The organism is Lysobacter sp. 22409 (genome assembly GCF_052045105.1).
GTDB lineage: Bacteria > Pseudomonadota > Gammaproteobacteria > Xanthomonadales > Xanthomonadaceae > Lysobacter > Lysobacter antibioticus_B.
This window is the reverse complement of the sequence record NZ_JBQEOE010000048.1, coordinates 1-24,543: the sequence shown is the minus strand read 5'-3', so window position 1 is coordinate 24,543 and position 24,543 is coordinate 1. Positions and strand designations below refer to the sequence as shown.

The window sequence follows — 24,543 nt, the reverse complement described above, 5'->3', positions numbered from 1 at the left end:
GGAAGGCCGCCAGGAACGGGCTTTCGGAGGGGCGTGCGGACGGCGGAGAGGGTTCACCGCTGGAAATTGGCGCGCCCACGGCGCCTGAGTTCAAACCAGTCTGACGGCCGTTCGTAGGGGCGAGGGGCTAGCCCCTCGATCTTCGTCAGCCCTTCCCGACGCCAGTGCCGCATCAGCCTTCGCCGACACAGAACGCCGCTGCGTCCCGCTCGATCGTCACCCGCCGCTGCCGTAGCGCGTCGATGCCGAGGATCACCGCGGGCCGTCCGTCGGGGCTCAACTTCGCGAAGATCGGCAACTCGCTGATTCGCACTTTCATCGGGCCGAGCCGCCATTCGCCGATCTCCAGATCAGGCAGATCGTAGAGCCAGGTGTCGGTCGCCTTGCCCGGACCCATGCCTTGGGTACCGCGTTCGCGGCGCTGCAATCGCGCGTCGCCCGGTTGCAACCCCAATGCCTTGGCCGCGGCCAGGTTCATCACCGTCTGCGCCGCACCGGTGTCGATCACCGCCCGCGCCTTGACCCCGCCCGGCAGCGACACATCGATGAACACGAATCGCTGCAGGTCCTTAGGACGCTCGGGATAGCTGTTGAGGTAGCACCGCCCTTTGTCGGCTGCATTCGCGCGCAACAGCAACTCGCCCTGCTTCACATCGAAGGTTGCGTCGTACATCGCGGTCAGGTTGTTGCCGAGAATGCCGTCGACCGACACTTCCGGCGCACTGGCGAAAGCCTTGGCGTCGGTGGTGATGAACGAGCCGCTAAGCTTCATCTCGCCGACGCGCAGCCCGGCGACCTCCGCCATCGGCAGGGCGGCCGTTTGCCCGTTGGCGCCATGCACTTGCATGCTGGAAGAGGCCTCGTCCTTCAGTAACCCCGCCGACCGCGCCAACTCCGTGTCGATCACGCCCCCGCCGGCTGCGCTGTCCACGATCAGGTGCAACGGCTGCTCGATGCCCGGCAGCCAGGCTTCGACCACGGCGAAGGCGCCCCGCATCGTCAGCGGCAGCCGATAATCGATCGCTGGCTCGGGCGTGGCGGCGAGCCGGGCAGGCTCGGTCGTGGCGCTGACCGTCAGTGCCGCCATTAGCCCTACGGCGGCCAGCGGGAGCAACACGGGGAAACGGGGGAACGAGGGCATGGCGATCATCCGGAATCTGAAGGTGGCTGCATTGCATCCCAATCCGGTATCGCCGGTTTGTCCGCTCCGTAACAACGTACCGGGTTCCGATACAAACCCGATACATAGCCCGTGGATAATCGGCCTATGAGTGCAGCCTCCAACATCCTGGTCGTCGACGATGACGCCAGCATTCGCGACGCCCTGTGCGAATACCTGGCCCGGCACGGCTACACAGTGCGCTCGGCCAAGGACGGCGTCGAGATGGACCGGCATCTGGCCGAGCGCGAAGCGGACCTGATCGTGCTCGACTGGATGATGCCCGGCGAAGACGGCCTGTCGATCTGCCGTCGCCTCGCCGCCAACGGGGCCGCCATTCTGATGCTTAGCGCCATGGGCACCGCTCTGGACCGGGTAATCGGCCTGGAAGTAGGCGCCGACGACTACCTCGCCAAACCCTTCGACCCGCGTGAGCTGCTGGCGCGCGTGCGCGCACTGTTGCGCCGGCGCGACAAAACCGATGGCGCGCCGGCGGTCGTCATCGCGCATTTCGATGGCTGGCGGTTCGACGCGGCCGAACGGCGCTTGTTGAACCCCAACGGCGAACTCGTCGCGCTGACTCCGCTGGAATGCAATCTGCTGCGCGCGTTCGTCGAACGCGCCGGACGCCTGCTCAGCCGCGACCGGCTCATGCAGCTTACTCATGGCGACGACGCCGACGCCTTCGACCGTGCCATGGATCTGGCGGTCAGCCGATTGCGACGCAAACTGCGCTGGCCCGGATGCAGCGATCCCATCGAGACCGTGCGCGGCGAAGGCTACCGTTTCAACCCCGCGGTCGAACGGCGATGACTGGCGCCCCGCGCTCGGCGCCGACGTTCCTGAGCCTGATGGGCGGGCTGACCCTGATTACGATCGCCGTGGCTCTGGCGATCAACTTCGCCGTGGTGCTGAGCATGCCCGTGCCCCTGGCGCCGGAGATCAACCTCGGCGCCGCCATCGCCGCGCTGCGCGCCGACGGAACCGTCCAGGACGAGCGGTTGAAGATACGGCGCGACTGCGCAACGCCTTCGCAGCCGACAGAGACCACGCTGACCCAAGTCGCAGCCGACGTCCTGAATGTACCGATCGAGCGGCTGCACGCACGATGGGTGCACACCACCTCGGAACGAACGCAGTATCAGCTCAAGCCGCAGATCATCGCCACCGGCCGCACATCGCGGGCGCAGAAGAATGCTGCGATGCGCGATGCGCTGACCGATCCCCGCGTGGACCTGCCGGCCTTCGAGCTGGCGCTGCGCCAGGCCGACGACTGCTGGCGCGTGGTCGGCCCGGCGCACACGCCGACCCAGGTCTGGCGTCTGCGCATCCTGCTGGCGTTCGCACTCAGCGCCGCCCTGCTCGCGCCGTTGGCGTGGTGGTTGGCGCGGCGCTTGTCGCAGCCCTTGCGGCGGCTCGCCGCCGAAGCCGAACAGCTGAGCCTGGATCGAGTTTCGGCATCATCCACGGGCTTGCGTGCCGGGACGCCCGGCCCGGACCGCCGCATCCGCGAAGTGCAAATCGCGCGCGAGGCCATGCACGCCCTGCACGCGCGCCTGCGCCGTCAAGCCGATGACATGGCGCACATGCTGGCAGCCGTGGCCCACGACCTGCGCACGCCGCTGACCGCGTTGCGCCTGCGCGTGGAAATGTCGCCGCCGGAACAGGCTGCGCGCATGGCCGCCGACCTCGAGCGGATGGACGCGATGATCGCGCAGGTGCTCGATTACGCTCGCGGCCAATCCCAGGCCGAACCGCGCATCGACACCGACCTGGCCGAGCTCGTGGAGGAATGCATCGACGACGCCCAAGCCCTGGGCAAACCCGCCCAAGCCTCGCGCATCGATCCCGTGCGCGCGGTCGTCGAACCCCTGGGCCTGCGCCGCGCCCTCACCAACTTGATCGAGAACGCCGTTCGCTATGCCGACGGCGCATACGTGGGCCTCTGGCGCGAAGGCGCCTGGATCGTGCTGCAAGTGGACGACGAGGGCCCCGGCATTCCGCCCGACCAAAGCGAACGTCTGCAAGAGCCCTTCCAGCGCTTGGAAACCTCCCGCAGCCGCGACACCGGCGGTCTCGGACTGGGCCTGGCGATGGCGCGCGCAGCCGCGCTGCGCCACGGCGGTAGCCTGAGCCTGCGCAACCGCGAAACCGGCGGCCTCAGCGCACGCCTGCAATGGCCGGCCCGAAGCCCTGACGAAACCGGCGCCGAGTAGGTCGAAAGCTCATGCCCATCCTCGATGCGTAGAGTGAACTGCCAGGCGCCATTGTGCGTGGCACTGCCGCGGGGGCAGTGCCAAACGACCAGCGCGGCTATGACGAGCAATGGGCTTTCGTCACCCGCGCGTGGAATTCACTTCGTGGACCCAATCGCAGGTGATGCCGGCCTTGGCGTGATGCTTATGGACCGCTTCGGCGCTAGGGGCATCCAGGACGCAATAAACTTTGTCGTCCTTCTCGTTGAACAGAATGTCGTGGTGCGTGACCCCGAACTCGTCAGCGGGTGCGTTCTGCAACTTGCTCAATTGGTCCGCCGTGAACGGCTTCATAGGATGGGCATCTATAAACTTTGACACGGTTTTAACCTCCTCCCACCTGGACGATGGTTACCGAGCGCTTCGCGGCGGGAAGTGAAAGGCGCTCGACTTTGGTTCGTCGCAGCATTGGATCATCGCCGCAAATTCTGCAGCTCGTTCAGTTCGTCCGCCGTGAACGTCTCTTGGCGCCCAACTACGATTAGGCCCAGTGGGGCGACAGAGCCCTGGCCGCTGCCACTTCGTGCTCGACGGGTCGGTGGAGACGGCAGGCAAGAGTCACTGATAAGGAGTTGCCCTGGAGACAACCGATTCAGAAATCTGCGGCCCCGATTTGGCTGAGGCTTCCGACCGTTTGTGGAGCGCCCCATATTTCCCAGGCGATCCATGGTCGGATCAAGCGGTTTGATGTCGCGTCGGGCTCAAATAGTGGAAAAGCTGGCGTTCGTAAGCACCTGAATTTTAAGGGCCGAGCAATGGTCGGCCAACCACAGGTTTGGAGTAGAGGCCTGGAGGGCGGCGAAAATCGCCAGTGGCCTGCCCGTGGAGAATTCGCCGACCAATCGCTAACGCGACCCCGCCCGAAACAAAGGGCCTCTCGTCGTTGCGACGAAGCGTAGAAAAGGTCGAGGGGGATGGCGGGCCTTGAGCACCCGGGTTCCAACGCTCTTGATGAGCTAAAGCCGGTTCAAACCGGTCTAAGCCGGCCAATCCAGCTTGGTGTCGCCATGGTGCGCTTGGCCGAAACAATTCCCTCCTCTACTGTCTTATCGCGGAGAAAGAAGCCGAGGGTGCATGGATCGCTTCGCGAGCCTTGACCATTTCCAATGGGTCGATCAGTTCGACGCATGACAGCTACGAATGGCGCCCGAAAGAAAGCATTACGTTCGGCCCAGGGATGACCTTGAAATGGGATATTGACTATAAGAATGCCATGCCCCTGTCGTTATGACATCGGGCGATGGTTAGTCGCTTATGCCTGAGTTTAACCGCGAAGCGGCTCCGGCTTGAATGAATTGTCAGCCCTATCTGCTGGGGGCAGAGAGTTGAGACCACAGAACCCGATGGCCAGAAGCAGGTCCCTCGCCCCAGGAGAGTTCAATCTGTCCTTTTGAACTATTCAGGTCTTCGAGGGACAGGTAAACACCATGATCAAAGCAACCCGCCAACTTTACAGAAGCGTGCTTGCCGTAGCCGCGAAAAATTAGAGGCGAAAGATCAAACTTAGGAAGTGGCGTTCTCACCCGAGTATGATCGAAGCCCATGGGCTTGGCACGAGCAACTGACTCTGCCTCGGAGAACAACAAGGCCAGATCCCTTTGAGGTAGGCTCCGAGCCAATGCAACGGACTCGTGATCCTCATCGCAGTTGAAATTCCCGCAGCCGGCCAAGGCACCGATGGCGAGTGCTGCTGCCAAAAATCGAAGGGAGATATCGGCCATAGGGTTAACGCCTGAGTTAAGCCGAGCCGCGAAGCAGCCTCGGCTTGAGTGATCTGCTAAATACCCGCGCCGTACGAGCGCCAGAAACCTAGCCATCCGTCTGGCTCAGGGTATTTTGATCTCATAGCTATACGAACATCTGCAGGTTGCTTATCCCACCAATCGTTGAAGGCTTCCCAGTAAGCCTCACCAGTTCCCATGCGCCACCCAAGCGAAGTTCTTGGGAGGTTGGGGTACTTTACCCACGGCGGGTTGAGTAAGCCGTGTGAGTCATAGTCAGGGATTGGCGGGTCTGGCCATGGGCCGGCCGTTTCAGGGGGGACTTCCATAGATTGCCTCATGCTTGAGTTAAGCCGAGCCGCGAAGCGGCTGCGACTTGAGTGAACTGATAGCACTCATTGGATACCTGCGCTCCGCAGAGCAATGACGATTGCTGTTGGTTCTGCCGTGATTCCGGCAGGTTGGATTTCCAACTCTGGAGCCCATCCCTCAGGAGGGCGCGCAGACGAATGTTCGTAGCATAAACAGGATTGACACCACTCCCAAAGACCTCGGTCGCCGTCGTGCCACCGAAGCAGGGCGCATTGCCCGCACACAGGACAGGGTGACTGTAATCGGATCTTTGCGGGTCTTTCGGAAAAGGCATGGCGCCACTGCTGGGTGACTTCCAGAGGCACTCCTCTCCAAGTGTTTACTGAGATGTCAGGCATGAGCGCAAACACCAGAGTTAGTCGAGCCGCGAAGCGGCTTCGGCTTGGGTGAATTGTTAGGCGCCGCATGGAATATCGCAGGCATCCTATTGACCATATGGACTGTTTGCTGGGTTGCCGTTGAGATCTGTCCAGATATCGTCAGGCAGCGAGCGGTCTCGGAGGCAAACCCTATCGTGATCAGGGTATGTGATGTGGTCTATAGAAGCCCGCGTACCAACGACCAAGCAGCGAGTTGGTGCGTTGCTGCGGTTCTCAAGAAAGTGACCGACCGATACTCCAGCTTTGAAGGTTGCGGCGTCGCCGGCGCGGAGCTGCGAGACCTCATCGCCTTCGGTCAAGGTGATTTCGCCGTCAAGAATGTAGACCAACTCGTCTTCAGAGCTGTGCCAATGCTTGATGGACGAACGGGAACCGGGTTGAAGCACCTCGATGAAGGCGCCGAACTGGGTGAGCGCACCTGCTTCACTAATCCAGAGTGCGCGGTTCGGCTCTGATGAGCCTTCAGCAGGGCATTCTTCAGGTACGAAGCGGTCAGGAGTGATGACTGGCATGAATGGGACCAGAGTTGATCGTGATTGAGGCCTAACTATCTAATAGCCGGATCCCGGATCCCGGATCCCGGATCCCGGATCCCGGGTTACACGACCCTTATTCATCGCGAAATTTTGCGCAGCAGTAGCATTCGTCCGAAGAGTTCTCGTTGACTGCTTCCATGATGAGAACAGTCATCTCACGCCTCGACTCGAGCACTCCATCCAGCTCTCCAGCAGAGTATTTGCTATTCCCAGGTTTATACGCGGACTCGATGACCTCCTTTCCTTCAAGGTACACATCACCATGCATCTCGCATGTGGAAATTGAGCCAGCCTCGACAGCAATCAGCAGCGCACGCGCCAGTTTGTCTTGATGCTCCTGCATTGCCTTCTTAGCGCCGCCCATTTCTTTCTCCTATGGGCGTTAATGCCCGAGTTCTGCCGAACCGCGAAGCGACTTCGGTTCGAATGAGTCGCCGATAATCATGGTCGAGGTAGCACGAGTAGAGGGCAAGAATCGTCCGAGGCCACGCAAAGTTCCACCGGAGTACCCAAGGTTCCCGAGCGGGACACTGGAGTAACTTCTAGCCGCCAACGGACGTGTCCATCTGCGTCTTGCGTGACACTGGTCCAAGCTAAGCTGACGGAGAACTTCCCTCTGCCAGTACGTCGTGGAGCAAGCGGGTACGCAGGGAAAAAGCCGGCATCGTTGACCCCGCCCAGTGCTTTGACGAAGACGCCGTAGCTGTCGACGTCTTTCGCCGAATGGCCAGACAGCTCGATCGTAATAAAGCCAACTCCGCTACAGCTATCATTGCTGGAGACCCAGGGGACGAAATTGACGTCCTTTACGTCGACCTCGGGCGCCTTCGCGGAAGCATGCCCGATGCCAGTCAAATGAAACTCCGCCGACTGGTAAAGGCTGCACGCCATTCCTGTGGCGGGGATTAGGGCTAGGCAGGCGACCGCAAGAACTGCGCGACCTAGTACAAAGGCAACGGCTAGGGAACGCTTGCGGGCAACCAAGTTCATGGACATCCTTTCCATTTTCTGGGGCCGGGGCCGTGATCGGCAGTTTACGTCCAGGCTGCCAGATCGATGACGCTCGCGGCAACGTCAAGGGCATTCCGATGCATGTTGCCCATGCGGCACTGGTCGGATCAAGCGGTTAGATATCTCCTTGGGCCCAAAAGATCGAAGAAACCGGCCCCCGTAAGCGCCTGAATTTCAAGGCTGAGCAATGGTCGGCCGACCACGGGCTTGGAGTAGAGGCCCGGAGAGAGGCGAAAAAATAGCCAAACGGCCTGCCTCTGGATAACACGCCGACCAATCGAAAACGCCAAAAGCCTCGAAAGAAAGGGCCTTTTCGTCGTTGCGACGAGACGTAGAAAAAGTTGAGTCTGGGAGTTTGGCGCGCCCAAAGGAACCCGGGGCAAACTCTCTTGATCCTCCATAACCCCCCGGCTGTCACTTCACGACCCCGGTGGCGAGCACCCGTACTGCCAGTTCTGTATCCACGCTCTCACGTCGGCCCGATGGCCCCGTCCTGAGCGGTGAAGCCCATCGGTTCGGGAGCGGGTTTGCCCGATACCGGCGACCGCCCGGATATAACGTGTTTCTATGCGCAGTCTCCGGCGGCCGCCGGCGCCCTGCCGGCCGGCGCCTAAAAAGCGACTGGCCCCAGCGGCGTCTCGTCAGCGGAGACGGGCGACCGTTAGCGTCAGCGTTCACGGGCTCCCACTCGCCCCCGCACACCCTGCCACCCGGCTTTCATTGGGAAGCACCCCGGCTCTATCCTGCCACCTCAATTGGTGGCGGCGCCTGTCGGGGATTCTGAGGCCTGGCTAGCATGCGGGAGCGTGAAGACCTTATGGAGGATCTATTGGGGCCGCGGCAGAGCCCGCTGGCCGGACAAGAGCGGCGATCACGTTTGCATGTTATGCGCCACGACAAAGGGGGAGTCGACGCCATGGACATGCGGTTAGCTATGGTAGTGCTGCTCGGGCTCCTATCGGGTTGCGAGACGCTCGGAAGGAAATTCGATCCATCTATTGTCGAGGTGGTAGACGACGGTGATCGCAAACCAGTCGCCGCGTCTGTCGCAACGACGGCGGAACGTCGAGTTGTAGTGATCAAGCTCCGCGCTGATGACACTATTGGAAAGTTTTGCGCCGAGCCTTCGCCGGATGCGGCCGAGAGTGTTGCCGGCTCTTTCTCAAGCGCCCTCCAGCTCAAAGGCGGGACATCTCATGCGCCCGAAGCCGCAGCGAGCGTTGGGGGATCGTTTGGTAACGCGATTGCTAGCCTCTCAAAGCGTACCCAGGGACTCATTCTTTATCGGGACGGCATGTTTGCCCTGTGCCAGGCTCATCTGAATCAGGCAATCTCTCCGAAGGAATTTCTCGACCGGTCGACTAGATTGCTGGAGGCATCTGAAAAGTTGATAGCCCTGGAGATCACAGAGACTAGCGGCCGGATCGGACCTCGCGTTGTAGCGGCCGCCACGCCTCCCCCCTCGGCCGCGCTGGCCGGCGCCGGCATCGCTGGCGCCTTTACCGGACCGGGAGGAGCTTCGCCCGCGGCGCCACCACCCACAGATCCCTCCCAGGAAAGCCTTGCAACACAAGCCGCGAAAATTGCTGGGTCCGCGGCAGCAGTGAATGCTGCACGGCAGGCGCGTCCGGGTTTGAGCAATCAAGACGCCGCAGTGATCAGCAGAACGGGAGCAGCAGTGGCGGCCGATGTAGCCCGTCAGGAAATCCAGGAAGCTGGGTCGGTAACTGATGCTGTGAAAGCGGGATCTAAAGCAGCAGAGAAGTTCGGAAAAGAGACTGTTGGGCCGACCAAATGAAGTTCTAGGTCAAAGCTGCACGCAATTCGCCTGTCGAATTGCACAACCAGATCACACACCGCCAACTGTTTCGCGCCCCCCGAGGCTGTTGCCGTGCTCTATCAGCACCTGGGCTCGAACAGCGGCTTGATAGCGAGAATTCGACTAGCGGGACTCAAGCAAGGTGCCTATGTAGAAAACCCCTTCTACGTGCAGTTGCCGATGCCCACCGGCTCCATGCAGTTCAGGCATCGAAGCGGCCTCGTCCGGAAGGAGGGGCCGGTCCAAGGGCGTCTCGTTATACGAGACAAGCGATTGCTAACGTCCATATTGCCGACGCCAATTCGCCCCTTCAGAATCTGCCTCCCGGCTTCTACTGGGAGGCGTTATTCTCCGGTTCAATCCTGCCGCCACATCCGATCGCGCGTTGTCGATGAGCCAGGCTCCGTGAGCTGAGTACAGCGGCCTTAGTTAAGCGGAATGGGGAGCCCGCTCTGACCCTCCCCTTCTCGTAACCTGACCCGCCGCCGTATGCCGCTTGAAGCCCGAATGATGCGGGCTTCGAGATTACGTAGCTCGCTGGCGCGCCTCATGCTCTGATGCGGCCTTCAGAACTGACTTCAGAAAGCAGCCGCCACTGAAGAACGTAGCCGCGAAGAACACCGCGAAGCCTAGGAACTTTCCCGATGCTGCGTCGTTTGTAGCCTGGAGATAGATACAGCCGGCCAACGAGACCGCTGTCAAATTGGCGCCGAAGAAATATATCGTGCGCGGAAGCTCATCGATGATGGCGTCCGCGATGCGGTAAATCATTCCACCGCGCTTATAGCGGAGGGCCAATCCAATAGGCGAATAGACGATGAACAGGGCAAGGATGGTGTACCCAAGATCAGATACCGTATTCCCCTGAAGTTTCGACATCAGCACGCGATTGACTGATTCTTCGGTGCTTAATTGGTTCGTCGAAAGCCAAATTAGGAGGTAAAGACTAGCAACAGAAGCTAGGAATATTCCACCTTCCGTACCTATGAACTGCAATGTTGACACATCTTCCTTTGGCTTCAAGTCACTCTTTTCCATGGCGTCCCTCTGTGTTTTGATGCGTCCTACGTAAGGAGCGTTACCAACCCCCTCAGGCCTGTTTGGCTAAAATTTCGTTGATCGTCTTGTGTGATCCTACTGCAGCGTCCCCTGCGCGGCTCTCGATGCGAGCCCAACGGCATTGCCCGCGCCGACCATCGCTTAGGGCCTGAGTATCGCTGAACTGCGAGAGATGATCGTCAGACTTTTCCGACATTGGCGTCGGATAAGTCCGCAGCTTGCTGCCAAGTATCGCGACCCGGAGAGCCCACGCAACACATGGTCGGGTCGCGGGCGGATAGCGCGATGGCTGGCCGAGAAGACGAAGTATTGCCGGAGCGACACTGACTTCCTGATCCCCGGGCTAGGAAGGCCGACCGCGCGCAAGAGCAGTTCAATAGGCAAAAACAATCGTCAAACAGGGCTGGCGCAGAGTTCTCCAAGCCGATCCGCGAAGCGGTTTCGATTTGCTGGGGCGTGATCCGGCTGCTGATGTGATGGGCACGCGGCCGCGCGAGCTACATCTTCTGGGTCGGCAGTGGCATATCTATTGGCGAACATTCTGCCGCAGAGTTCGCCAAGCACGCACGCTATCTACCTGGCCAAGAACCACCTCATAAGTCGGCGTCGCCGCATCCGCAAACATCTGAACCTCCAGATAGACAAGCCGCCTAGGCATCGCCAGTTTGTATTCGACGCGAAGCTGACACCCAAGGAAGCGTTCGTACGGTGAGGGCTTCGTTCCAACGAACGCGCCAAGACGCTCCGGGTGGCGCATGAAAGCATCCACCAGTTCGGTCGCACCGCCCAATCTCTCGATCACGCCGTCTCGCCATGCCCAACCGTAAGCGATCTTTGCTATCGTCCGGGCAAACGCCATGATGCGCTTTGGGCTTTCATTCTGCGTTGCACGTACCGCCGACTGGCGTGCGAGGAAGTCCGCAAGATCAGCGCCGAATGCAGCTGCCGCCAAGCCTTCCAAGCCAAGATCCGCGCGCGATCCGTCGCCCGTTAGAAGACCCGGCCGCGCGAACAGTGGGAAGCCCAGTATGGCTGGTGGGTTAACCTCAGCTCCTATAGTTAATGGCTGTCCGTCCGATCCTTCCATCGCCATCGCCAGCGGTCCTGAAACGCCTTTATGCTTGGATCGTGAAGGCAGGCCAAGAGCCTTTCGAACATGTGCCATCGCACCATCATTGAGTGCAAAGTTCTCGAACCCCGAAGTTATCAGGCGACACTCGTCGCACGAGCCCTCGTGTATCTAGACCGTTCCGCCCCATGCATACGGAACTATATGTTCGCTGGATAGCCGATCACTGGATGAACAGTAGATGCAGCTATGCACATGAGGCGAGGAAAGATCGGCCATAGAGCGGATCCATTCCGAACTACCGGCAACGATCTGGACTTCTTCAGAAACGGTCTGAAGCTTCTCCTCACCCTCTGCGGAAATGCGCTTCAATAAGATCTCGGATTCGATCTTCATGCCCCTACTCCCATGCCTTGCCCATTAGAACTGCGCTTAACTATCTTTTCGACACAAAAATCGTAAGGGAAGAGGCCTACAGCTGAGGCTTCGCTATACCTGCGGTAACGCCGTTGCAACCGCGTCCGGCCCAACTCTCACAGCCTCGACTCTGAAAATTGTCCGCCTTATCCCGAAAGAGGACCCTGAGGTCAGTGCCGCACTGACGACCTGATCAGCTGACTGTTACGATCAAAAGTAGACGGCCCAAGCCGCGAAGCGACTACGGCTGAGAGAAATCCTTCGGATAGCAGCGCATCGTTTCGATCGAACCGAGATCAGCCCAGCTCACAGTGCCGACTTGGATTCGAGCAGTCGGGCTGATCCTACGCCTACGACATTGAAACCATATCATTTTGCTCGGCCGGCGATGGCAGTCAGCCCATTCCAGTTCGCCTCGGCCTAGGCCACACTAAGGGCTAATCAGAGCAGGTCTAAGACGCCCCGCCCCCAGCAAAGGGCCTTCAAAGGCCATCAAGGGATTGGCAATCGACACTAAGGAAGTAGACAAGATGCACCCATTGATCCCCACTCTTGATCCAGCGCAGGAGATTCGGATTGCAGCGGTGCATCGCGGATTTCTATACCAGCACTTGTACGCAGTGGGTTGCCTGCTGGTAGCGGAATCAATCGGTCTGACAGCGGCGCTGATTGAACGCGACGAAGACGTGGAGCTTGTTTTACCCACTCGCCGTATTTACCTGCAAGTGAAGACCCGATCTCAGGCGCTTATACCGAGCGATATTACGTCAGCCCTGGAACGTTTCGAACGCCTACGACAGGAGCATGTGGACGGGCGACGTGACGGTGCCCCTCACTTCGCCGTGATATCCAACCAGATTCCCGGACCAGTACTCGCCGCCAAGATTGCGTCAGGGGCAATTCCTCGCGACATCGACATCGTCTCGCCCGGTCAGCCATTGCCGACTGGTCTCGAAAGTTTGCCCCCTGCATGGCCAACTGTCGATGATGCCGTGCAATGGTGCACAGCACAGGCGAGTAAGCTTCCCTTCGCAATGTTGGCGGCGGACTCGCTCGTATGGAAGTTGGCGGGCCGCGTACTGGCCGCCGCCGCCGGGGTCACACCGCACGAAAACCATATATTCGAATTTCAGCATCTTTCGTCGCTATTCGAACAGTTGCTAATCCAACTGCAGGACTTTCCGGCGCCCCCCAATCCCTACAGGCCTCAGGCAAATGAGCCGAGTATCGATTCCGGCGTGAGAGTGCGAATCATCTCTGGCTTTTCCGGCGCCGGCAAGACGGCCTGGGCATCACAGGCGGCCGCGTATTCAAGCCACAACTGTGCCTACTACGATTGCTCCGAAACGCCCGACGAAGCGCTGGCCGTATCGCTGGTGCGGGAGCTTGCCGTCAAGCTTTCAGGAGCCCATCAAGAGGTGACTAGAACGGTGCTGTTACCCGGTGTAACCGGCCTCGAATCTTTGAGGGTCCTCGACGTCTTTCTCGCGAGTCGCGGTCTCACGCCCGTTGTTGTACTCGACAACGCACACCGCATTGGCGCTGGAAGTTTGCAACGCATCGTCAACGTAACCACGGCGCTACGCTTTGTCCTTCTGTGCCAACCAACCGGCTCGACACAAGAAGTCGAAGCCCTCCTAGATTTGAGTCGGGAAAGCCTCAATGGCTGGAGTCTCGACGAGTTGGCCCTTGCTATCGCCGATGCAGGTGGGCGCGGCAGTGCGGAGACCATAGGACGCTTGAAGACACTCACCGGCGGCATGCCGCTTTTCGCTCGAAGCGCCGCGCGTATAGCAGTCAGCGAATATCATGGGGATGTTGAGCAGCTCTGCGATTCGCTTGAGCGGAAGACGAACACAGTCGAAACAGCACAGGAAGTCATCCTCTCCCGCGTGGTCGATACATTGCCGAACTCGGCCCGAGACGCCATTGCCGTCCTGAGTTTGGCAGACCTAGGGCTGAAACCAGTAGAGGTGAACGACCTACTCAAAGTCCTGGATCTAAATGAGCTGGATTGTGCTTCTGCGATTCGCAGTCTTCGCGCCGCCGGCATCGTTGAAATTTACGGCGGCAGACAATTGAAGGTTCATGATGCAGTACGAGTGCTCGGAAGCAGGCACCTGCTGACCCTTGGTTCAGACGTTGTAAATCGCGCGCAGACGAGGTTGAAACACATCCTATTGATCTCACTGGTCGAGCAACGAGATGCGGCTAGATTCTCGCTGTACACGCGAATGCTTGTTGCGACCAATGACATCAAGACACTTGTCGATCTCATTGGTGAAGAGATGTTCCATGAAATGGGGATAGCGCCTGACATCTGGCGCGGTTTGGAGGCGGCAGTCGCCTCAGAGAGCGTCGACCCTGAGCAACGCTACTGGGCATTGGATGGCCTAGTTTTCTCGGACTTGAAGCACCATACCACTCTGGGTCTTCCAGTAAAGTTCGAAGCAATGGAGGCTCTCATCAGAGAGCACAACCTAGGCGTGATTGAGCGTATGTCCTTCGCAATGAAGCGCATGAACTATCAGGCGGAACTAGGTGATGCTTACGCGGTAAGTACAAGCATTGCTGCGATTCAAGAACTATTGCCTGACGATCCAACCAACCAAAGGATATTTCGATACAACGCCGCAGCGGCTCTCTTCAAGCTTGGCCGGAATAGGCAGGCCTTAGAAATAGCTTCGCAGGTGGTCCGGGAGTACTATCAAGCAATCGGCACCACGCCGGAACAGGTGCAATTTCGCAAGCACGAGGATCTGTGGGATCTGATCGACCGGCCATCACTAAATCATGCCGACATAAAGCACTTAGGAGATGCATTAGAGCTTTACGCAATTGCCGCGTCGAAGCTCGGCTATATCGCGACGATGGAACGTGTACACGCGATGAAGTTCTACCGACTTGCCGGTGCTTTCGATTCGTTGGTCCGCGTCGGTCAGGATGTGGCCGATGACTTTGTCTTTCAGCGCGATTTCGCCGGCGCAAGGGAAGTCCTCGAACAACACGTATTGCCGCAAGTGCTTGAGCACAAACTACTAAAGAGAATCGTTGGCGTTCGCAGCCAGTATGCTGTCGTACTTGCATACTGTGGCCACTTGGACGCGGCCGAGCACGAGATGGCTCGACTCGAACCTTATGCCGCTGGCTTCAGCGAGGCGCAGCGTCTCGAAATCGAAGGCCAGAAGGCACTGATTGCGGAACAGCGGGTCAGACCCGTGATGTCACGGCAGCAAGCAGCAGCGCTATATCAGCGTAGCGCCAATACGGACTCGCCCCGCCGATCAACGCGGAAAATAGGTCGGAATGACCCATGCCCATGCGGTTCGGGCAAGAAGTTCAAAAGATGTCATGGGTGAAGCAATGCAGCAACTTCACAAAGTCAATCACTACGTTCCCCAGCTTTACCTTAAGCAGTGGGCGACCGGCAATGATATCCGAGCCTACAGACTCCTCGTCCCACATCACTCGTGTCCACTTTGGAAGCGGCAGTCTCTGAGGGGGATCGCCCAGCATCAGCACCTCTACACTCAGATTGTCGGCGGAAAGGAAACCGATGAATTCGAGCGTTGGCTGGATACGAACTTTGAGTCTCCCGCAGAGGAAGCTATCTCGCTGGCAGTGAATGATCAGCCACTAACGTCAGATCACTACCGAACGCTGGTCCGCTTCGCAGTGGCGCAATCGGTGCGAACGCCCGCGGGTCTACGAGAATTCCTGCAACGGCAAAAGACCGTGCTCCCCGCCCTCCTTCAACAATCTGTAGATTGTGCCGCGCAGAGGATAGAGACGGAGCGTGTAATTGCAACTTCGTCCTCACCTTCCCGTCGAAACGCTGGTGATTTTCCGCTAAAGGTCTCCATAATCCAAAATGCGTCTGGAGAAGCAACGCTGCAGGCGGAGACAGTTTCTGGCAGGGGATTATGGATTTGGAGCCTAAAGCACCTACTCACCAGCACTGTGGATAAGGTCCCCTACGCGGGATGGTCAATCCTTCGAGCTCCGCCAGGGCTTTCGTGGCCTACCTCTGACAACCCGTTGGTTCGACTTAGATTCATTTCACGAAGCAACTACAGCTTCGACGGCGGCTGGAGAGTACCGAGAGGCGACATCTTCCTGCCGCTTGGACCACGCCACCTGTTACATCAGTGCGTAGGACGGCGATCATTCCCTCGCGGTCACATGGTGGACCCTGATACGGCCAAAATGTTCCGTCGCATGATTGTCGAGCACGCTGATCGCTACGTATTCGCGGCGCATGATCAAGACATTCATGATGTCCGCGTAAGAAGGGTTTGCGCAGCAACCTATGAAGCAGAACGCGAAGCCTGGGAGAACTGGCACGCGGTGCAAACGTCGGCAGAGAGCGAGCTACTTAACCGATAGCTTCTTGGTACGCTAGCTGTCGCACCAGTCACACACGGAAAGCCGCGGCTAGTCGTCGTCCGTGCGTTGCCCTACGAGGTTCATTGCTATATGCGCCGTCTGATAGGCTAGAAGAGAAGAGCCCGGTCGGATACTTCACCAGTTGCATGGAGCTGACGCATGTGGGTTTTCGGATATGGCTCCCTTATGGTGGGCGGATGGGAGCAAGAATTCGGCTGTGATCTCCGGGTCCAAGCAGTTCTTTACGGATACCGACGCGTCTTCAACAAGGCCTCGGTCAGAAACTGGGGAACACAAGACTGTAAGTGCCTTACGCTAAACCTTGAACAGTCGGAAGGTGGGCGCTGTGTTGGCATTGGGTTCCGATTTCCTGATGCCGAGCGACCACGAATCATGAAATCGCTCGAACTCCGCGAGGGCAAGCGCTTCCCATTCCTTGAATTGCCAGTCGAGGTGGCTCAACTTGGCGAATTCACCGCGTTGGTCCCGCTCTACAACGGGCCAAATGTTATTCCCGTTGAGGCTATATCAGATGCAATAAGGGATATACGTCAGGCAGCAGGTGTAAAGGGGAGGTGCATCGATTATGTCAATGGCATTCACCAAATACTGGAATCTCAGGGCATCGACGACCCCGTCGTTCGTGACGTTTGGGTCCGGGCGAACAGAAGCCACTAGCTTTTGGCGGGGTTAACAGCTAGAACGGCAGCAGTTGTGTCTGCGTGAATTTCGGAAATACACGTAGCGAGTAAATGAATCTGCACAGCGGCTCGCATCCTGACTTGTCAGCGATACTGAGGAGCGAAGGGCTTAGCGGAGTGTGCGCCCAAATACCGATAAGTCTGTGTTGTGCGATCTCTGCAAAATTCAGTCTCGTCCAAGCCTGCTTCTCCATGAACGTTGGATCAAGTTCTAGCGCCTGTGCCGAGTACATTGCCTCCGCTTGATGCAGAGCGTCGTCGAGCGCGAATGTTTCATCAATTACGAACGGTGATTGCCCGTCTGTTTGGTCTGAGTAAGAGATCTGCGTGCCGAATACACGACCTCCCGCTGCGGACGTTTGCATCAGGACAAAGTACTCAGATTTCAGATCGCCCCGAGGGTCGCGAAACGCAGTGCAGATCGCGTATGCCCGTTGCAGCAAAGGCACGGAGTTGATTTGAAATAGTCGGAACGGTATGTGACTCAGTTGCTGATCCATGTCTGTGTTTTCCTTGCGCTCAATCGAGCCAGGCTGTGAGTGATACGCCAGAAAGATTCCAAGGAGAAGCTTCCACGAGTCTTGCAAATTCCTACTGACTCAATCTCAATTGCCTCGATGAACTACGATTGCGGGAATGCTACGGCTGAGGCAACGGATAACTCTAATGTTATACAGCTCGTCTTCGCATTAGTGGCTCGGCGGGCGCTGCAGGCACGAGTCGCCCAAGAGTCGCGGCTGCTGCGACACATGAATGAGCACCTCACGGTCCCGACCTGACTGAAGCATTCGACCGTTTGAGGAGCGCGTCGCGTTGGGGGGGCACACTGATGGTCGGATCAAGCGGTTTGATGTCGCCTCGGCCTCAAAAGATCGAAAAAACCGGCCTTCGTAAGTGCCTGATTTTCAAGGGCGAGCAATGGTCGGCCGACCACAGGCATTGGAGTAGAGGCCCGGAGGGTGGCGAAAAAATAGCCAGACGGCCTGTCTGTGGGTAACTCGCCGACCAATGGAAAACGCCGAAAGCCTCGGAAATAAGGGCTTCTTCGTCGTTGCGACGAGGCGTAGAAAAAGTCGAGGGGGATGGCGCGCCTGGAGGGATTCGAACCCCCGACCAATGGCTTCGGAAGCCACTACTCTATCCGGCTGAGCTACAGGCGCGTGGTAGACACGCACGAAGCGATCGTGCGGCCGTGCATTCTAGCGGAAACCGCAGCCGAAGGTGGTGGCCCCGAACTGGCCCGGCGATGCGGCCGAGGCGGGGGTAGGGTGCCCGGCAGTGCAATGGCATCCGCGGTCCTTGTCAGCCGCGATTGGCCCCGTTCGATGCGGGCCCTTCGACTCCATAGCTCCCCAGCCCGACGCCGCCGCCCTCCGCAAAGCCCGGCGGGCCTTTCCGCGGCGAAGCGCCGGGACGCCCGCGTTACTCTATGCGCCATGGATCACGCTCACCCCGACACCCCTGCGCCGGCCTGGCGGCGCAAGCTTGCGCTGTACTGGAAACTGACCCGCGGCGACCGGCCGATCGGGTGGTTGCTGTTGCTGTGGCCGACCTGGTGGGGGCTGTGGATCGCCGCCGAGGGCGTGCCGCCGCTGTGGACCTGGTTCGTGTTCAGTGCCGGGGTCTGGCTGACCCGGGCGGCCGGCTGCGTGATCAACGATTACGCCGACCGCTGGCTCGACCCGCACGTCGAGCGCACCAAGCATCGGCCCTTGGCGACCGGCGAGGTGCGGGGGCGCGAGGCCCTGGCGGTGTTCGCGGCCTTGATGCTGACGGCGTTCGCGCTGGTGCTGAGCTTGAACCGGCTGACCATCCTGATGAGTTTCGTCGGCGTCGTGTTGGCGGCCAGCTATCCGTATCTGAAGCGCTATACCTATCTGCCGCAGGTCTACCTTGGCATGGCCTTCGGCTGGGGCATCCCGATGGCGTTCGCGGCGGTGCAGGGCGAGGTGCCGGCGGTGGGTTGGCTGTTGTATGCGGCCAACATCCTGTGGTCGACCGCCTACGACACCTGGTACGCGATGGTCGACCGCGAGGACGATCTGAAGATGGGCTCCAAATCGACGGCGATCCTGTTCGGCGAGATGGACCTGGTCGCGATCGGCATCCTGTACGCGCTGATGTTCGTCGCGCTGTACCTGGTCGGGCAGCGGGCTGGCCTCGGGCTTTATTACTTCGGCGGTCTGGCGGTGGCGGCGGCCTTGGTGGCCTATGAGTTCGTGATCGCCCGGCACCGCGAGCGCGAGCCGTGCTTCCGCGCCTTCCTGCACAACCATTGGGTCGGGCTGACGATCTTCGCCGGCCTGGCCCTGGACTATGCCTTGCGCGCGACCAGCGTCGCGGCCTGATCGCGGGCGCTCGCTGACGAGGATTGCCCCGGGGGATACGCCGGACCGGGCCGCGAGTGCGTGATCGCGGTTAATGACAGGCGCGCGCCGCTGGCGTGCAATGGCGGATCGTCCCGTGTGGAGTGCCGTCATGTTGAATCTGTCGCGTGGCCTGTGGTTGCAGGGCTTGGCCCTGGCCGTTCTGGTGGGTTGCAGCGGCGCCGCGTTCGCGCAATCGGCGACGGCGCCGAGCCGCGAGCATTTCGCGCCGAAGGGCTGGGAGGGGTCGTATCACGGGCTGCATTACTCGCCGGTGGTGAAGGTCGGCGACCGGGTCATCGTCTCCGGCATTCCGGCGATGGAAGGCGCGGACGACGAAGCCCGGGCGCGTTGGGTGTTCGAGCAACTCGAAGCGCATCTGCGCAGTGCCGGGGCGAGCCTGGCCGACGTGGTCGAGCTGCAGAGCTTTCATGTCGCGGCCGATCACGCCGAGTTCCGGCGTCGCATGGATCCGGTGCTGAAGGTGCACCGCGAGTTCTTCAAGGATCACTACCCGGCCTGGACCGCGGTCGCGACGCCGGGCTTGTTCTCGAAGGACGCGAGTTTCGAGTTGCGCGCCGAGGCGGTGATCGGCTCGGGGAGCCGGCCCAAGGCGGAGATTGCGAAGCCGGCGGCGCCGTGATGTAGGACGCGGTGCTTGGGGGTAAGAGCAAATCCCCCTGGCCCCCCTTTGCAAAGGGGGGAATCGACTGGATGTCGATCAGAAACGCTTCTCGAATCCGTCCAGCAAATACGGTAGCAACGGCGTCTATGCGAAACCGCATGCTGTCCCCCTTTGCAAAGGGGGGGCAGGGGGGATTTGCTCTTGACCATGACCATGACCATGACCATGACCATGACCACGACCACGACCACGACCACGACCACGACCTTCGCCACACCCCGTCCCTGCGACTAAAGTGCAAGTGGTCGCGGCCGTGACCGCCTCGACAATGCCTTGCTCTCGTCGAAGGACAGCCGTCATGACCGCAGTTTCCGCCGCACCCGCCGACGGGCCGCTCGCTCGTTTCGCTCTGCGCAGCGCCGCCTGGGCCGAGCGTTGGTTTCCCGATGCCTATGTGTTCGCGGCGCTGGGCGTGGTCATCGTCGCGGTGTTCGCGCTCGGCTTCGGCGCCACCCCGGCGGCGACCGCCACCGCCTTCGGCGACGGCTTCTGGAGCCTGATTCCCTTCACCATGCAGATGGCCTTCGTGGTCATCGGCGGCTACGTGGTCGCAACCGCGCCGGCGGTGGCGCGGGTGATCGATGCGCTGGCGCGGGTACCGCGCAGCGGCCGCGGGGCGATCTGCTACGTCGGCCTGATCAGCATGTTGACCTCGCTGCTGAGCTGGGGCTTCTCGCTGGTGTTCGGCGGCCTGCTGGTGCGCGCGCTGGCGCGCCGCGAGGACCTCGACATGGACTACCGCGCCGCCGGCGCCGCGGCCTATCTCGGCCTCGGTGCGGTGTGGGCGATGGGCCTCAGCTCGTCGGCGGCGCAGTTGCAGGCCAACCCGGCCAGCATGCCGCCGGCGCTGTTGGCGATCACCGGGGTGATCCCTTTCAGCGAAACCATCCTGCTGTGGCAGTCGATCGTGTTGACCGCGGTGCTGATCGCAGTCTCGCTGGTCGTATGTTTCGTGACCGCGCCGCGCGGCGGCTCGGTGCGGCGCGCCAGCGACTTCGAGGTCACCGACGAGCGCGCCGCGTCGGTCCTGCCGCCGCGTTCGCGCCCCGGCGAATGGCTCGAATACAGCCCGCTGATCACGATCCTGCTGGCGGCGATGAGCCTGGGCTGGCTCGTCTACGAGTTCGCCCACAAGCCGCTGGTCACCGCGATCGCCAACCTCAACACCTACAACTTCGCGTTCCTGACCGCCGGCCTGTTGCTGCACTGGCGCCCTCGCAGCTTCCTCAATGCGGTCACGCGTGCGGTGCCGAGCACGACCGGCGTGCTGATCCAGTTCCCGCTGTACGGCGGCATCGCCAGCCTGCTGACTGCGGCCAAGGGCGGCGACGGCCAGACGCTTGCGCATCATCTGTCGAGCGTGTTCGTGCAAATCGCAACCACCGAGACGTTCTCGCTGGTCATGGGCGTGTACTCGGCGGTGCTCGGCTTCTTCGTGCCGTCCGGCGGCGGCAAGTGGATCATCGAGGCGCCGTATGTGATGCAGGCCGCCAACGATCTGCAGGTGCATCTGGGTTGGGCAGTGCAGGTCTACAACGCCGCCGAGGCCTTGCCGAACCTGATCAATCCGTTCTGGATGCTGCCTCTGCTCGGCGTGTTGGGCCTGAAGGCGCGCGACATCGTCGGATTCACCTTCATCCAGTTGCTGGTGCATATCCCGCTGGTGCTGGGCTTGCTGTGGCTGCTCGGTTCGACCCTGACCTATCACCCGCCCGTGATGCCCTGAGTGCCGTGTGGGCGTCCGACGACGCCCCGGCAAAATCCTACCCGCGCCTGCGCCGATGCCCGACTGACCCGGGCCGCGGCGCAGGCGATTCTATGTCCGTGGGAAGCGTCGCGGCCGTTACGGAACCCGGTCGTGCGGCACGGATGCCGCAGCCGCCCACGACGACGAAAAACCGCATGGAAGCCGGAGGAAAAAGCAAGCGAAATACCGCAAAAACCGCAGAAAAAACCGCAAAAAAGACGTCGTCGGAGGCCGGCACTTCTCAGCCTGTGCGACGCCCAAAAGCGACAATGACTCACGCGAAAGGGAAGGGACTCCCACGCAGTCGGATCGGGGCTCGAGCAACGGAATGCGGCATCGCGTCCTCGTCGGCGGATCGCGTTCCGACCGAGGCCCCGACCGACACGGCGAAGGAAGCGCCGGCCCGAAAAACCCGCTCGATTCGACCTGGCGCGCCCGGAAGCGGCGTGAAGGGAAGCGACCGCCAAGGAACGGCGGCCGGTCGGAATCGGGGACGCGCCCGGGATGGCGCGCGTGGCGGAAAGGATTCCGCCATCGGGTCGCAAAGGAGGAAGTCGCGGGCCGGTTTTCCGGCCCTGCGTGTGCCCGCATCGTGTGCCGATGCGCCGGCTTTGTTATGACTTGTGCGCATTCGCAAAAGCGCGTCACAAATCCAGGGGCCGCAAGCGCCCGAATAGTGCGACCGGTACGGTGATCCGGGTGCGGCGACTGCGTTAGCGTGCGGTCGTCGTCGGGTGCCGATCGAAGACGGTCCAACGTCGTCGTCCGGGCAAGCTCCGGCGAGAATCGGCCGCGCCCGCTGCGCGGCCGCCCGCCGTGCCGTGCTTCCGGAACGCTCCCATGACCCTGTCTCCGCTCCTTCGCATCGCCAGCCTGTGGCTGCTCGCGAGTTCCTGCGCCATCGCCGCCGTGCCGGCGCACTACGTCGTGTTCGAACGGGACGCCCAAGGGCGCGCCGAGCCGGTGTTCTACACCCAGGTGCAACTGTCCGATGGCCAGCGCGACCGGCAGGGTGCGCGCCAGGCCGAGCGCGGCGTCGAGCGCGTGGCGTATCGCGCCTCGCGCAACGGCGCCAAGAGCGCGGCGCTGTACGAAGCGCAGGTGCCGAATTTCATCCGCGCCGAGTTCGCGCGCGACCCCGACCACGGCGATGGCGCGATCCAGTTGAACCCCTTGGTGCGCGACCCGCATCGCGCCTTCGTCGTGCGGGTGCCGCTCGCGGAGGCCGACGAGATCGAACTGCTCGGCAACGCCAAGTCGGTGCAGCGCATCGACCTGCGCGAGCTGGCGATCCGCTCCTCGCAGCTGCCGCTGGCGCAGATGCTGCAGCAGCCGGTCGCAATGGTGGGTACGCAGCAGGTCCAGGACGCCAAGGCGGCGAACTCGGCCAATCGCCTCGACATCCTCGTGCTCGGCGATGGCTATACCGCGGCCGAACAGAGCATTTTCACGAGCCAGGCCGCGTCCTTGAAGACGGCGATGTTCAACGTCAGCCCGTACAAGGAATACCTGAGCTTCGTGAATTGGCAGGCCGGCTTCATCGCCTCGCAGCAGTCCGGCGCCGACCATCCGCCGTACCGGGCCGGCTGCACCGGAACGAGTTGCTGCGCCGACGCCGATTCGCGCACCGATCCGCGCGCCGGCCAGTTCGTCGCCACGGCCCTGGACTCCACCTTCTGCACCAACCAGATCCATCACTTGTTGACCGCGCGGTCCTCGAAGGTGATGGCGGCCGCGGCCAGCTTCCCGAACTGGGACAAGATCATCGTCACCGTCAACGACCCGGTCTACGGCGGCGCCGGCGGCTCTTATGCGGTGATCTCGGCGCACAGCAGCGCCGCGCTGATCGCGATCCACGAGTTCGGCCACAGCTTCCACGGCCTCGCCGACGAGTACGAAAGCCCCTATCCGGGGTTTCCGGCCTGCAGCGACATCAGCGGCAGCGCGGCCTGCGAAGCCAACGTCACCAATCAGAGCAATGCCAGCCTGGTGAAGTGGCGCAGCTGGTTCACCCCGGGCCTGCCGATCCCGACGCCGGACGGCACCGCGGGCACCGGCCTGTTCGAAGGCGCGCGCTATCGCAGCACCGGCATGTTCCGGCCGGTCGACAACAGCTGCCTGATGCGCAGCCTCGGCACCAGCTTCTGCGCGGTGTGCCGGCAGGAATACGTGCGCATGCTGTATCGCGGCGGCTTCGGCTCGCCGGCGGCGGGCATCGATCTGATCGAGCCGGGCACCGAGATCCCGTCGCCAGCCACTGCGGTGGGTTACGCGCGCGGCACGACGCGGCGCTTCAGCGCGACCTTGCTGAGGCCTAGCATGGGCACCGTCGCGGTGCAGTGGTATCTCGACGGCGTGGCCATTTCGGGCGCGACCGCGGCCAGTTACGACTTCCGCCAGGATGCGGCCACACCGGCGACGCGCACCCTGGAACTGCGGGTGACCGACAAGACCGCGTTCGTGAAGGCCAGCATGGCCGGCAACCTGTTGCTGCATTCGCGCAAGTGGACGATTCGGGTCGGGGCGGCACCGGTGATGGCGTTGGCAGATTGATCGTCTTCGCTCCATCGCGAATCGGCTATTGCTACTTCTCCAGCAGACGTAGAGGTGGTGTTTGCGGAACAGTGCACGTCGTGAAGGGACTCTCGATGCATGCAATTAATGAGCATTGTCGCGTCTGCAGATAATTCTGCTGCTCCCGCAGTTGCAGTTGCAGTTGCAGTTGCACTAGCTGTAGCTCTTGCAGTGGCTGTGCGTAGCTGCGCACTAACGAAGGCAACCGAAGACCCGGAGGGCGGCCTGCATGGATGCAGGCCGTTTTTCATCGGGACAGGGATGTCCCGTATGAAAAATCCCTGCG

General features: G+C 60.9%; 20 protein-coding genes and 1 tRNA gene. 11 read left to right on the top strand and 10 right to left on the bottom strand.

The features are described from left to right. Positions 1 to 172: 172 nt before the first annotated feature. Positions 173 to 1,141 (bottom strand): aspartyl protease family protein, encoded by a 969-nt coding sequence (locus tag ACTJJK_RS19950; RefSeq protein WP_440731066.1) that lies wholly within the window; start codon positions 1,139 to 1,141, stop codon positions 173 to 175. A gap of 126 nt (positions 1,142 to 1,267) precedes the next feature. Between ACTJJK_RS19950 and ACTJJK_RS19945 the strand changes: the two genes are divergently transcribed. Then, on the top strand, positions 1,268 to 1,972 hold the full coding sequence (locus ACTJJK_RS19945) for a response regulator (RefSeq protein WP_440731065.1): 705 nt from the start codon (positions 1,268 to 1,270) through the stop codon (positions 1,970 to 1,972). Then, a complete protein-coding gene (locus tag ACTJJK_RS19940; RefSeq protein ID WP_440731064.1) occupies positions 1,969 to 3,375 on the top strand; it encodes an ATP-binding protein in 1,407 nt (468 codons plus the stop codon). Before ACTJJK_RS19945 ends, ACTJJK_RS19940 begins: the two co-directional genes overlap by 4 nt. 120 nt (positions 3,376 to 3,495) lie before the next feature. Here ACTJJK_RS19940 and ACTJJK_RS19935 read toward each other — a convergent pair whose 3' ends face one another. From ACTJJK_RS19935 to ACTJJK_RS19920, 4 genes are all read right to left on the bottom strand, one after another. Continuing rightward, positions 3,496 to 3,735, bottom strand: a complete 240-nt coding sequence (locus ACTJJK_RS19935; protein WP_223619035.1) for a nickel-binding protein — start codon at positions 3,733 to 3,735, stop codon at positions 3,496 to 3,498. Between the two features lie 983 nt (positions 3,736 to 4,718). After that, positions 4,719 to 5,135, bottom strand: coding sequence for a hypothetical protein (locus tag ACTJJK_RS19930; RefSeq protein WP_440731063.1), 417 nt, complete (start codon positions 5,133 to 5,135; stop codon positions 4,719 to 4,721). A gap of 796 nt (positions 5,136 to 5,931) precedes the next feature. Beyond that, positions 5,932 to 6,399 carry a cupin domain-containing protein gene (locus ACTJJK_RS19925; RefSeq protein ID WP_440731062.1) on the bottom strand — a complete coding sequence of 156 codons (468 nt, stop codon included), beginning with the start codon at positions 6,397 to 6,399 and terminating at the stop codon, positions 5,932 to 5,934. 97 nt (positions 6,400 to 6,496) lie between these two features. After that, positions 6,497 to 6,787 (bottom strand): hypothetical protein, encoded by a 291-nt coding sequence (locus ACTJJK_RS19920; protein WP_440731061.1) that lies wholly within the window; start codon positions 6,785 to 6,787, stop codon positions 6,497 to 6,499. Between the two features lie 1,563 nt (positions 6,788 to 8,350). Between ACTJJK_RS19920 and ACTJJK_RS19915 the strand changes: the two genes are divergently transcribed. Then, entirely contained in the window at positions 8,351 to 9,232 is an 882-nt protein-coding gene (locus ACTJJK_RS19915) for a hypothetical protein (protein ID WP_440731060.1), read from the top strand. A gap of 546 nt (positions 9,233 to 9,778) precedes the next feature. Here the strand turns inward: ACTJJK_RS19915 and ACTJJK_RS19910 are convergent. Continuing rightward, entirely contained in the window at positions 9,779 to 10,291 is a 513-nt protein-coding gene (locus ACTJJK_RS19910) for a hypothetical protein (RefSeq protein ID WP_440731059.1), read from the bottom strand. Between the two features lie 193 nt (positions 10,292 to 10,484). On the opposite strand from ACTJJK_RS19910, the gene ACTJJK_RS19905 reads away from it, so the two are divergent. Further along, complete coding sequence (locus tag ACTJJK_RS19905) at positions 10,485 to 10,772, top strand: H-NS family nucleoid-associated regulatory protein (RefSeq protein ID WP_440731058.1); 288 nt, start codon at positions 10,485 to 10,487, stop codon at positions 10,770 to 10,772. 66 nt (positions 10,773 to 10,838) lie between these two features. Here ACTJJK_RS19905 and ACTJJK_RS19900 read toward each other — a convergent pair whose 3' ends face one another. After that, complete coding sequence (locus ACTJJK_RS19900; protein WP_440731057.1) at positions 10,839 to 11,405, bottom strand: hypothetical protein; 567 nt, start codon at positions 11,403 to 11,405, stop codon at positions 10,839 to 10,841. A gap of 147 nt (positions 11,406 to 11,552) precedes the next feature. Then, complete coding sequence (locus ACTJJK_RS19895; protein WP_440731056.1) at positions 11,553 to 11,777, bottom strand: hypothetical protein; 225 nt, start codon at positions 11,775 to 11,777, stop codon at positions 11,553 to 11,555. Between the two features lie 551 nt (positions 11,778 to 12,328). Between ACTJJK_RS19895 and ACTJJK_RS19890 the strand changes: the two genes are divergently transcribed. From ACTJJK_RS19890 to ACTJJK_RS19880, 3 genes are all read left to right on the top strand, one after another. Next, entirely contained in the window at positions 12,329 to 15,157 is a 2,829-nt protein-coding gene (locus ACTJJK_RS19890) for an SEC-C metal-binding domain-containing protein (RefSeq protein ID WP_440731055.1), read from the top strand. Then, positions 15,105 to 16,184: a DUF4238 domain-containing protein gene (locus tag ACTJJK_RS19885; RefSeq protein WP_440731054.1), complete on the top strand. Its 1,080-nt coding sequence runs from the start codon at positions 15,105 to 15,107 to the stop codon at positions 16,182 to 16,184. The genes ACTJJK_RS19890 and ACTJJK_RS19885 overlap by 53 nt, the downstream gene beginning before the upstream one ends. A 159-nt stretch (positions 16,185 to 16,343) precedes the next feature. Continuing rightward, on the top strand, positions 16,344 to 16,862 hold the full coding sequence (locus tag ACTJJK_RS19880) for a gamma-glutamylcyclotransferase (protein ID WP_440731053.1): 519 nt from the start codon (positions 16,344 to 16,346) through the stop codon (positions 16,860 to 16,862). Between the two features lie 19 nt (positions 16,863 to 16,881). Here ACTJJK_RS19880 and ACTJJK_RS19875 read toward each other — a convergent pair whose 3' ends face one another. Both ACTJJK_RS19875 and ACTJJK_RS19870 read right to left on the bottom strand, forming a co-directional pair. Beyond that, complete coding sequence (locus tag ACTJJK_RS19875; protein WP_440731052.1) at positions 16,882 to 17,385, bottom strand: hypothetical protein; 504 nt, start codon at positions 17,383 to 17,385, stop codon at positions 16,882 to 16,884. A gap of 583 nt (positions 17,386 to 17,968) precedes the next feature. Next, positions 17,969 to 18,045 (bottom strand) — tRNA-Arg (locus ACTJJK_RS19870). Between the two features lie 276 nt (positions 18,046 to 18,321). Here ACTJJK_RS19870 and ubiA point away from each other — a divergent pair. The 4 genes from ubiA (at position 18,322) to ACTJJK_RS19850 (ending at position 24,236) form a co-directional block, all read left to right on the top strand. Beyond that, positions 18,322 to 19,233 (top strand): 4-hydroxybenzoate octaprenyltransferase, encoded by a 912-nt coding sequence (gene ubiA, locus ACTJJK_RS19865; RefSeq protein WP_440731051.1) that lies wholly within the window; start codon positions 18,322 to 18,324, stop codon positions 19,231 to 19,233. Between the two features lie 130 nt (positions 19,234 to 19,363). Continuing rightward, positions 19,364 to 19,894, top strand: coding sequence for a Rid family hydrolase (locus tag ACTJJK_RS19860; RefSeq protein WP_440731050.1), 531 nt, complete (start codon positions 19,364 to 19,366; stop codon positions 19,892 to 19,894). A gap of 340 nt (positions 19,895 to 20,234) precedes the next feature. Continuing rightward, positions 20,235 to 21,662, top strand: coding sequence for a short-chain fatty acid transporter (locus ACTJJK_RS19855; RefSeq protein ID WP_440731049.1), 1,428 nt, complete (start codon positions 20,235 to 20,237; stop codon positions 21,660 to 21,662). Between the two features lie 861 nt (positions 21,663 to 22,523). Continuing rightward, complete coding sequence (locus ACTJJK_RS19850; protein WP_440731048.1) at positions 22,524 to 24,236, top strand: M64 family metallopeptidase; 1,713 nt, start codon at positions 22,524 to 22,526, stop codon at positions 24,234 to 24,236. Positions 24,237 to 24,543 lie beyond the last annotated feature (307 nt).

Excerpts from the sequence above, each read along its gene's own strand:
- ACTJJK_RS19875 (WP_440731052.1), bottom strand. The coding sequence starts at position 17,385 with ATGGATCAGCAACTGAGTCACATACCGTTCCGACTATTTCAAATCAAC.
- ACTJJK_RS19920 (WP_440731061.1), bottom strand. The coding sequence starts at position 6,787 with ATGGGCGGCGCTAAGAAGGCAATGCAGGAGCATCAAGACAAACTGGCG.
- ACTJJK_RS19905 (WP_440731058.1), top strand. The coding sequence starts at position 10,485 with ATGATCGTCAGACTTTTCCGACATTGGCGTCGGATAAGTCCGCAGCTT.
- ACTJJK_RS19850 (WP_440731048.1), top strand. The coding sequence starts at position 22,524 with ATGACCCTGTCTCCGCTCCTTCGCATCGCCAGCCTGTGGCTGCTCGCG.
- ACTJJK_RS19880 (WP_440731053.1), top strand. The coding sequence starts at position 16,344 with ATGTGGGTTTTCGGATATGGCTCCCTTATGGTGGGCGGATGGGAGCAA.
- ACTJJK_RS19940 (WP_440731064.1), top strand. The coding sequence starts at position 1,969 with ATGACTGGCGCCCCGCGCTCGGCGCCGACGTTCCTGAGCCTGATGGGC.
- ubiA (WP_440731051.1), top strand. The coding sequence starts at position 18,322 with ATGGATCACGCTCACCCCGACACCCCTGCGCCGGCCTGGCGGCGCAAG.
- ACTJJK_RS19915 (WP_440731060.1), top strand. The coding sequence starts at position 8,351 with ATGGACATGCGGTTAGCTATGGTAGTGCTGCTCGGGCTCCTATCGGGT.
- ACTJJK_RS19930 (WP_440731063.1), bottom strand. The coding sequence starts at position 5,135 with ATGGCCGATATCTCCCTTCGATTTTTGGCAGCAGCACTCGCCATCGGT.
- ACTJJK_RS19855 (WP_440731049.1), top strand. The coding sequence starts at position 20,235 with ATGACCGCAGTTTCCGCCGCACCCGCCGACGGGCCGCTCGCTCGTTTC.
- ACTJJK_RS19900 (WP_440731057.1), bottom strand. The coding sequence starts at position 11,405 with ATGGCGATGGAAGGATCGGACGGACAGCCATTAACTATAGGAGCTGAG.
- ACTJJK_RS19925 (WP_440731062.1), bottom strand. The coding sequence starts at position 6,399 with ATGCCAGTCATCACTCCTGACCGCTTCGTACCTGAAGAATGCCCTGCT.
- ACTJJK_RS19860 (WP_440731050.1), top strand. The coding sequence starts at position 19,364 with ATGTTGAATCTGTCGCGTGGCCTGTGGTTGCAGGGCTTGGCCCTGGCC.
- ACTJJK_RS19910 (WP_440731059.1), bottom strand. The coding sequence starts at position 10,291 with ATGGAAAAGAGTGACTTGAAGCCAAAGGAAGATGTGTCAACATTGCAG.
- ACTJJK_RS19945 (WP_440731065.1), top strand. The coding sequence starts at position 1,268 with ATGAGTGCAGCCTCCAACATCCTGGTCGTCGACGATGACGCCAGCATT.
- ACTJJK_RS19895 (WP_440731056.1), bottom strand. The coding sequence starts at position 11,777 with ATGAAGATCGAATCCGAGATCTTATTGAAGCGCATTTCCGCAGAGGGT.
- ACTJJK_RS19890 (WP_440731055.1), top strand. The coding sequence starts at position 12,329 with ATGCACCCATTGATCCCCACTCTTGATCCAGCGCAGGAGATTCGGATT.
- ACTJJK_RS19885 (WP_440731054.1), top strand. The coding sequence starts at position 15,105 with ATGACCCATGCCCATGCGGTTCGGGCAAGAAGTTCAAAAGATGTCATG.
- ACTJJK_RS19950 (WP_440731066.1), bottom strand. The coding sequence starts at position 1,141 with ATGCCCTCGTTCCCCCGTTTCCCCGTGTTGCTCCCGCTGGCCGCCGTA.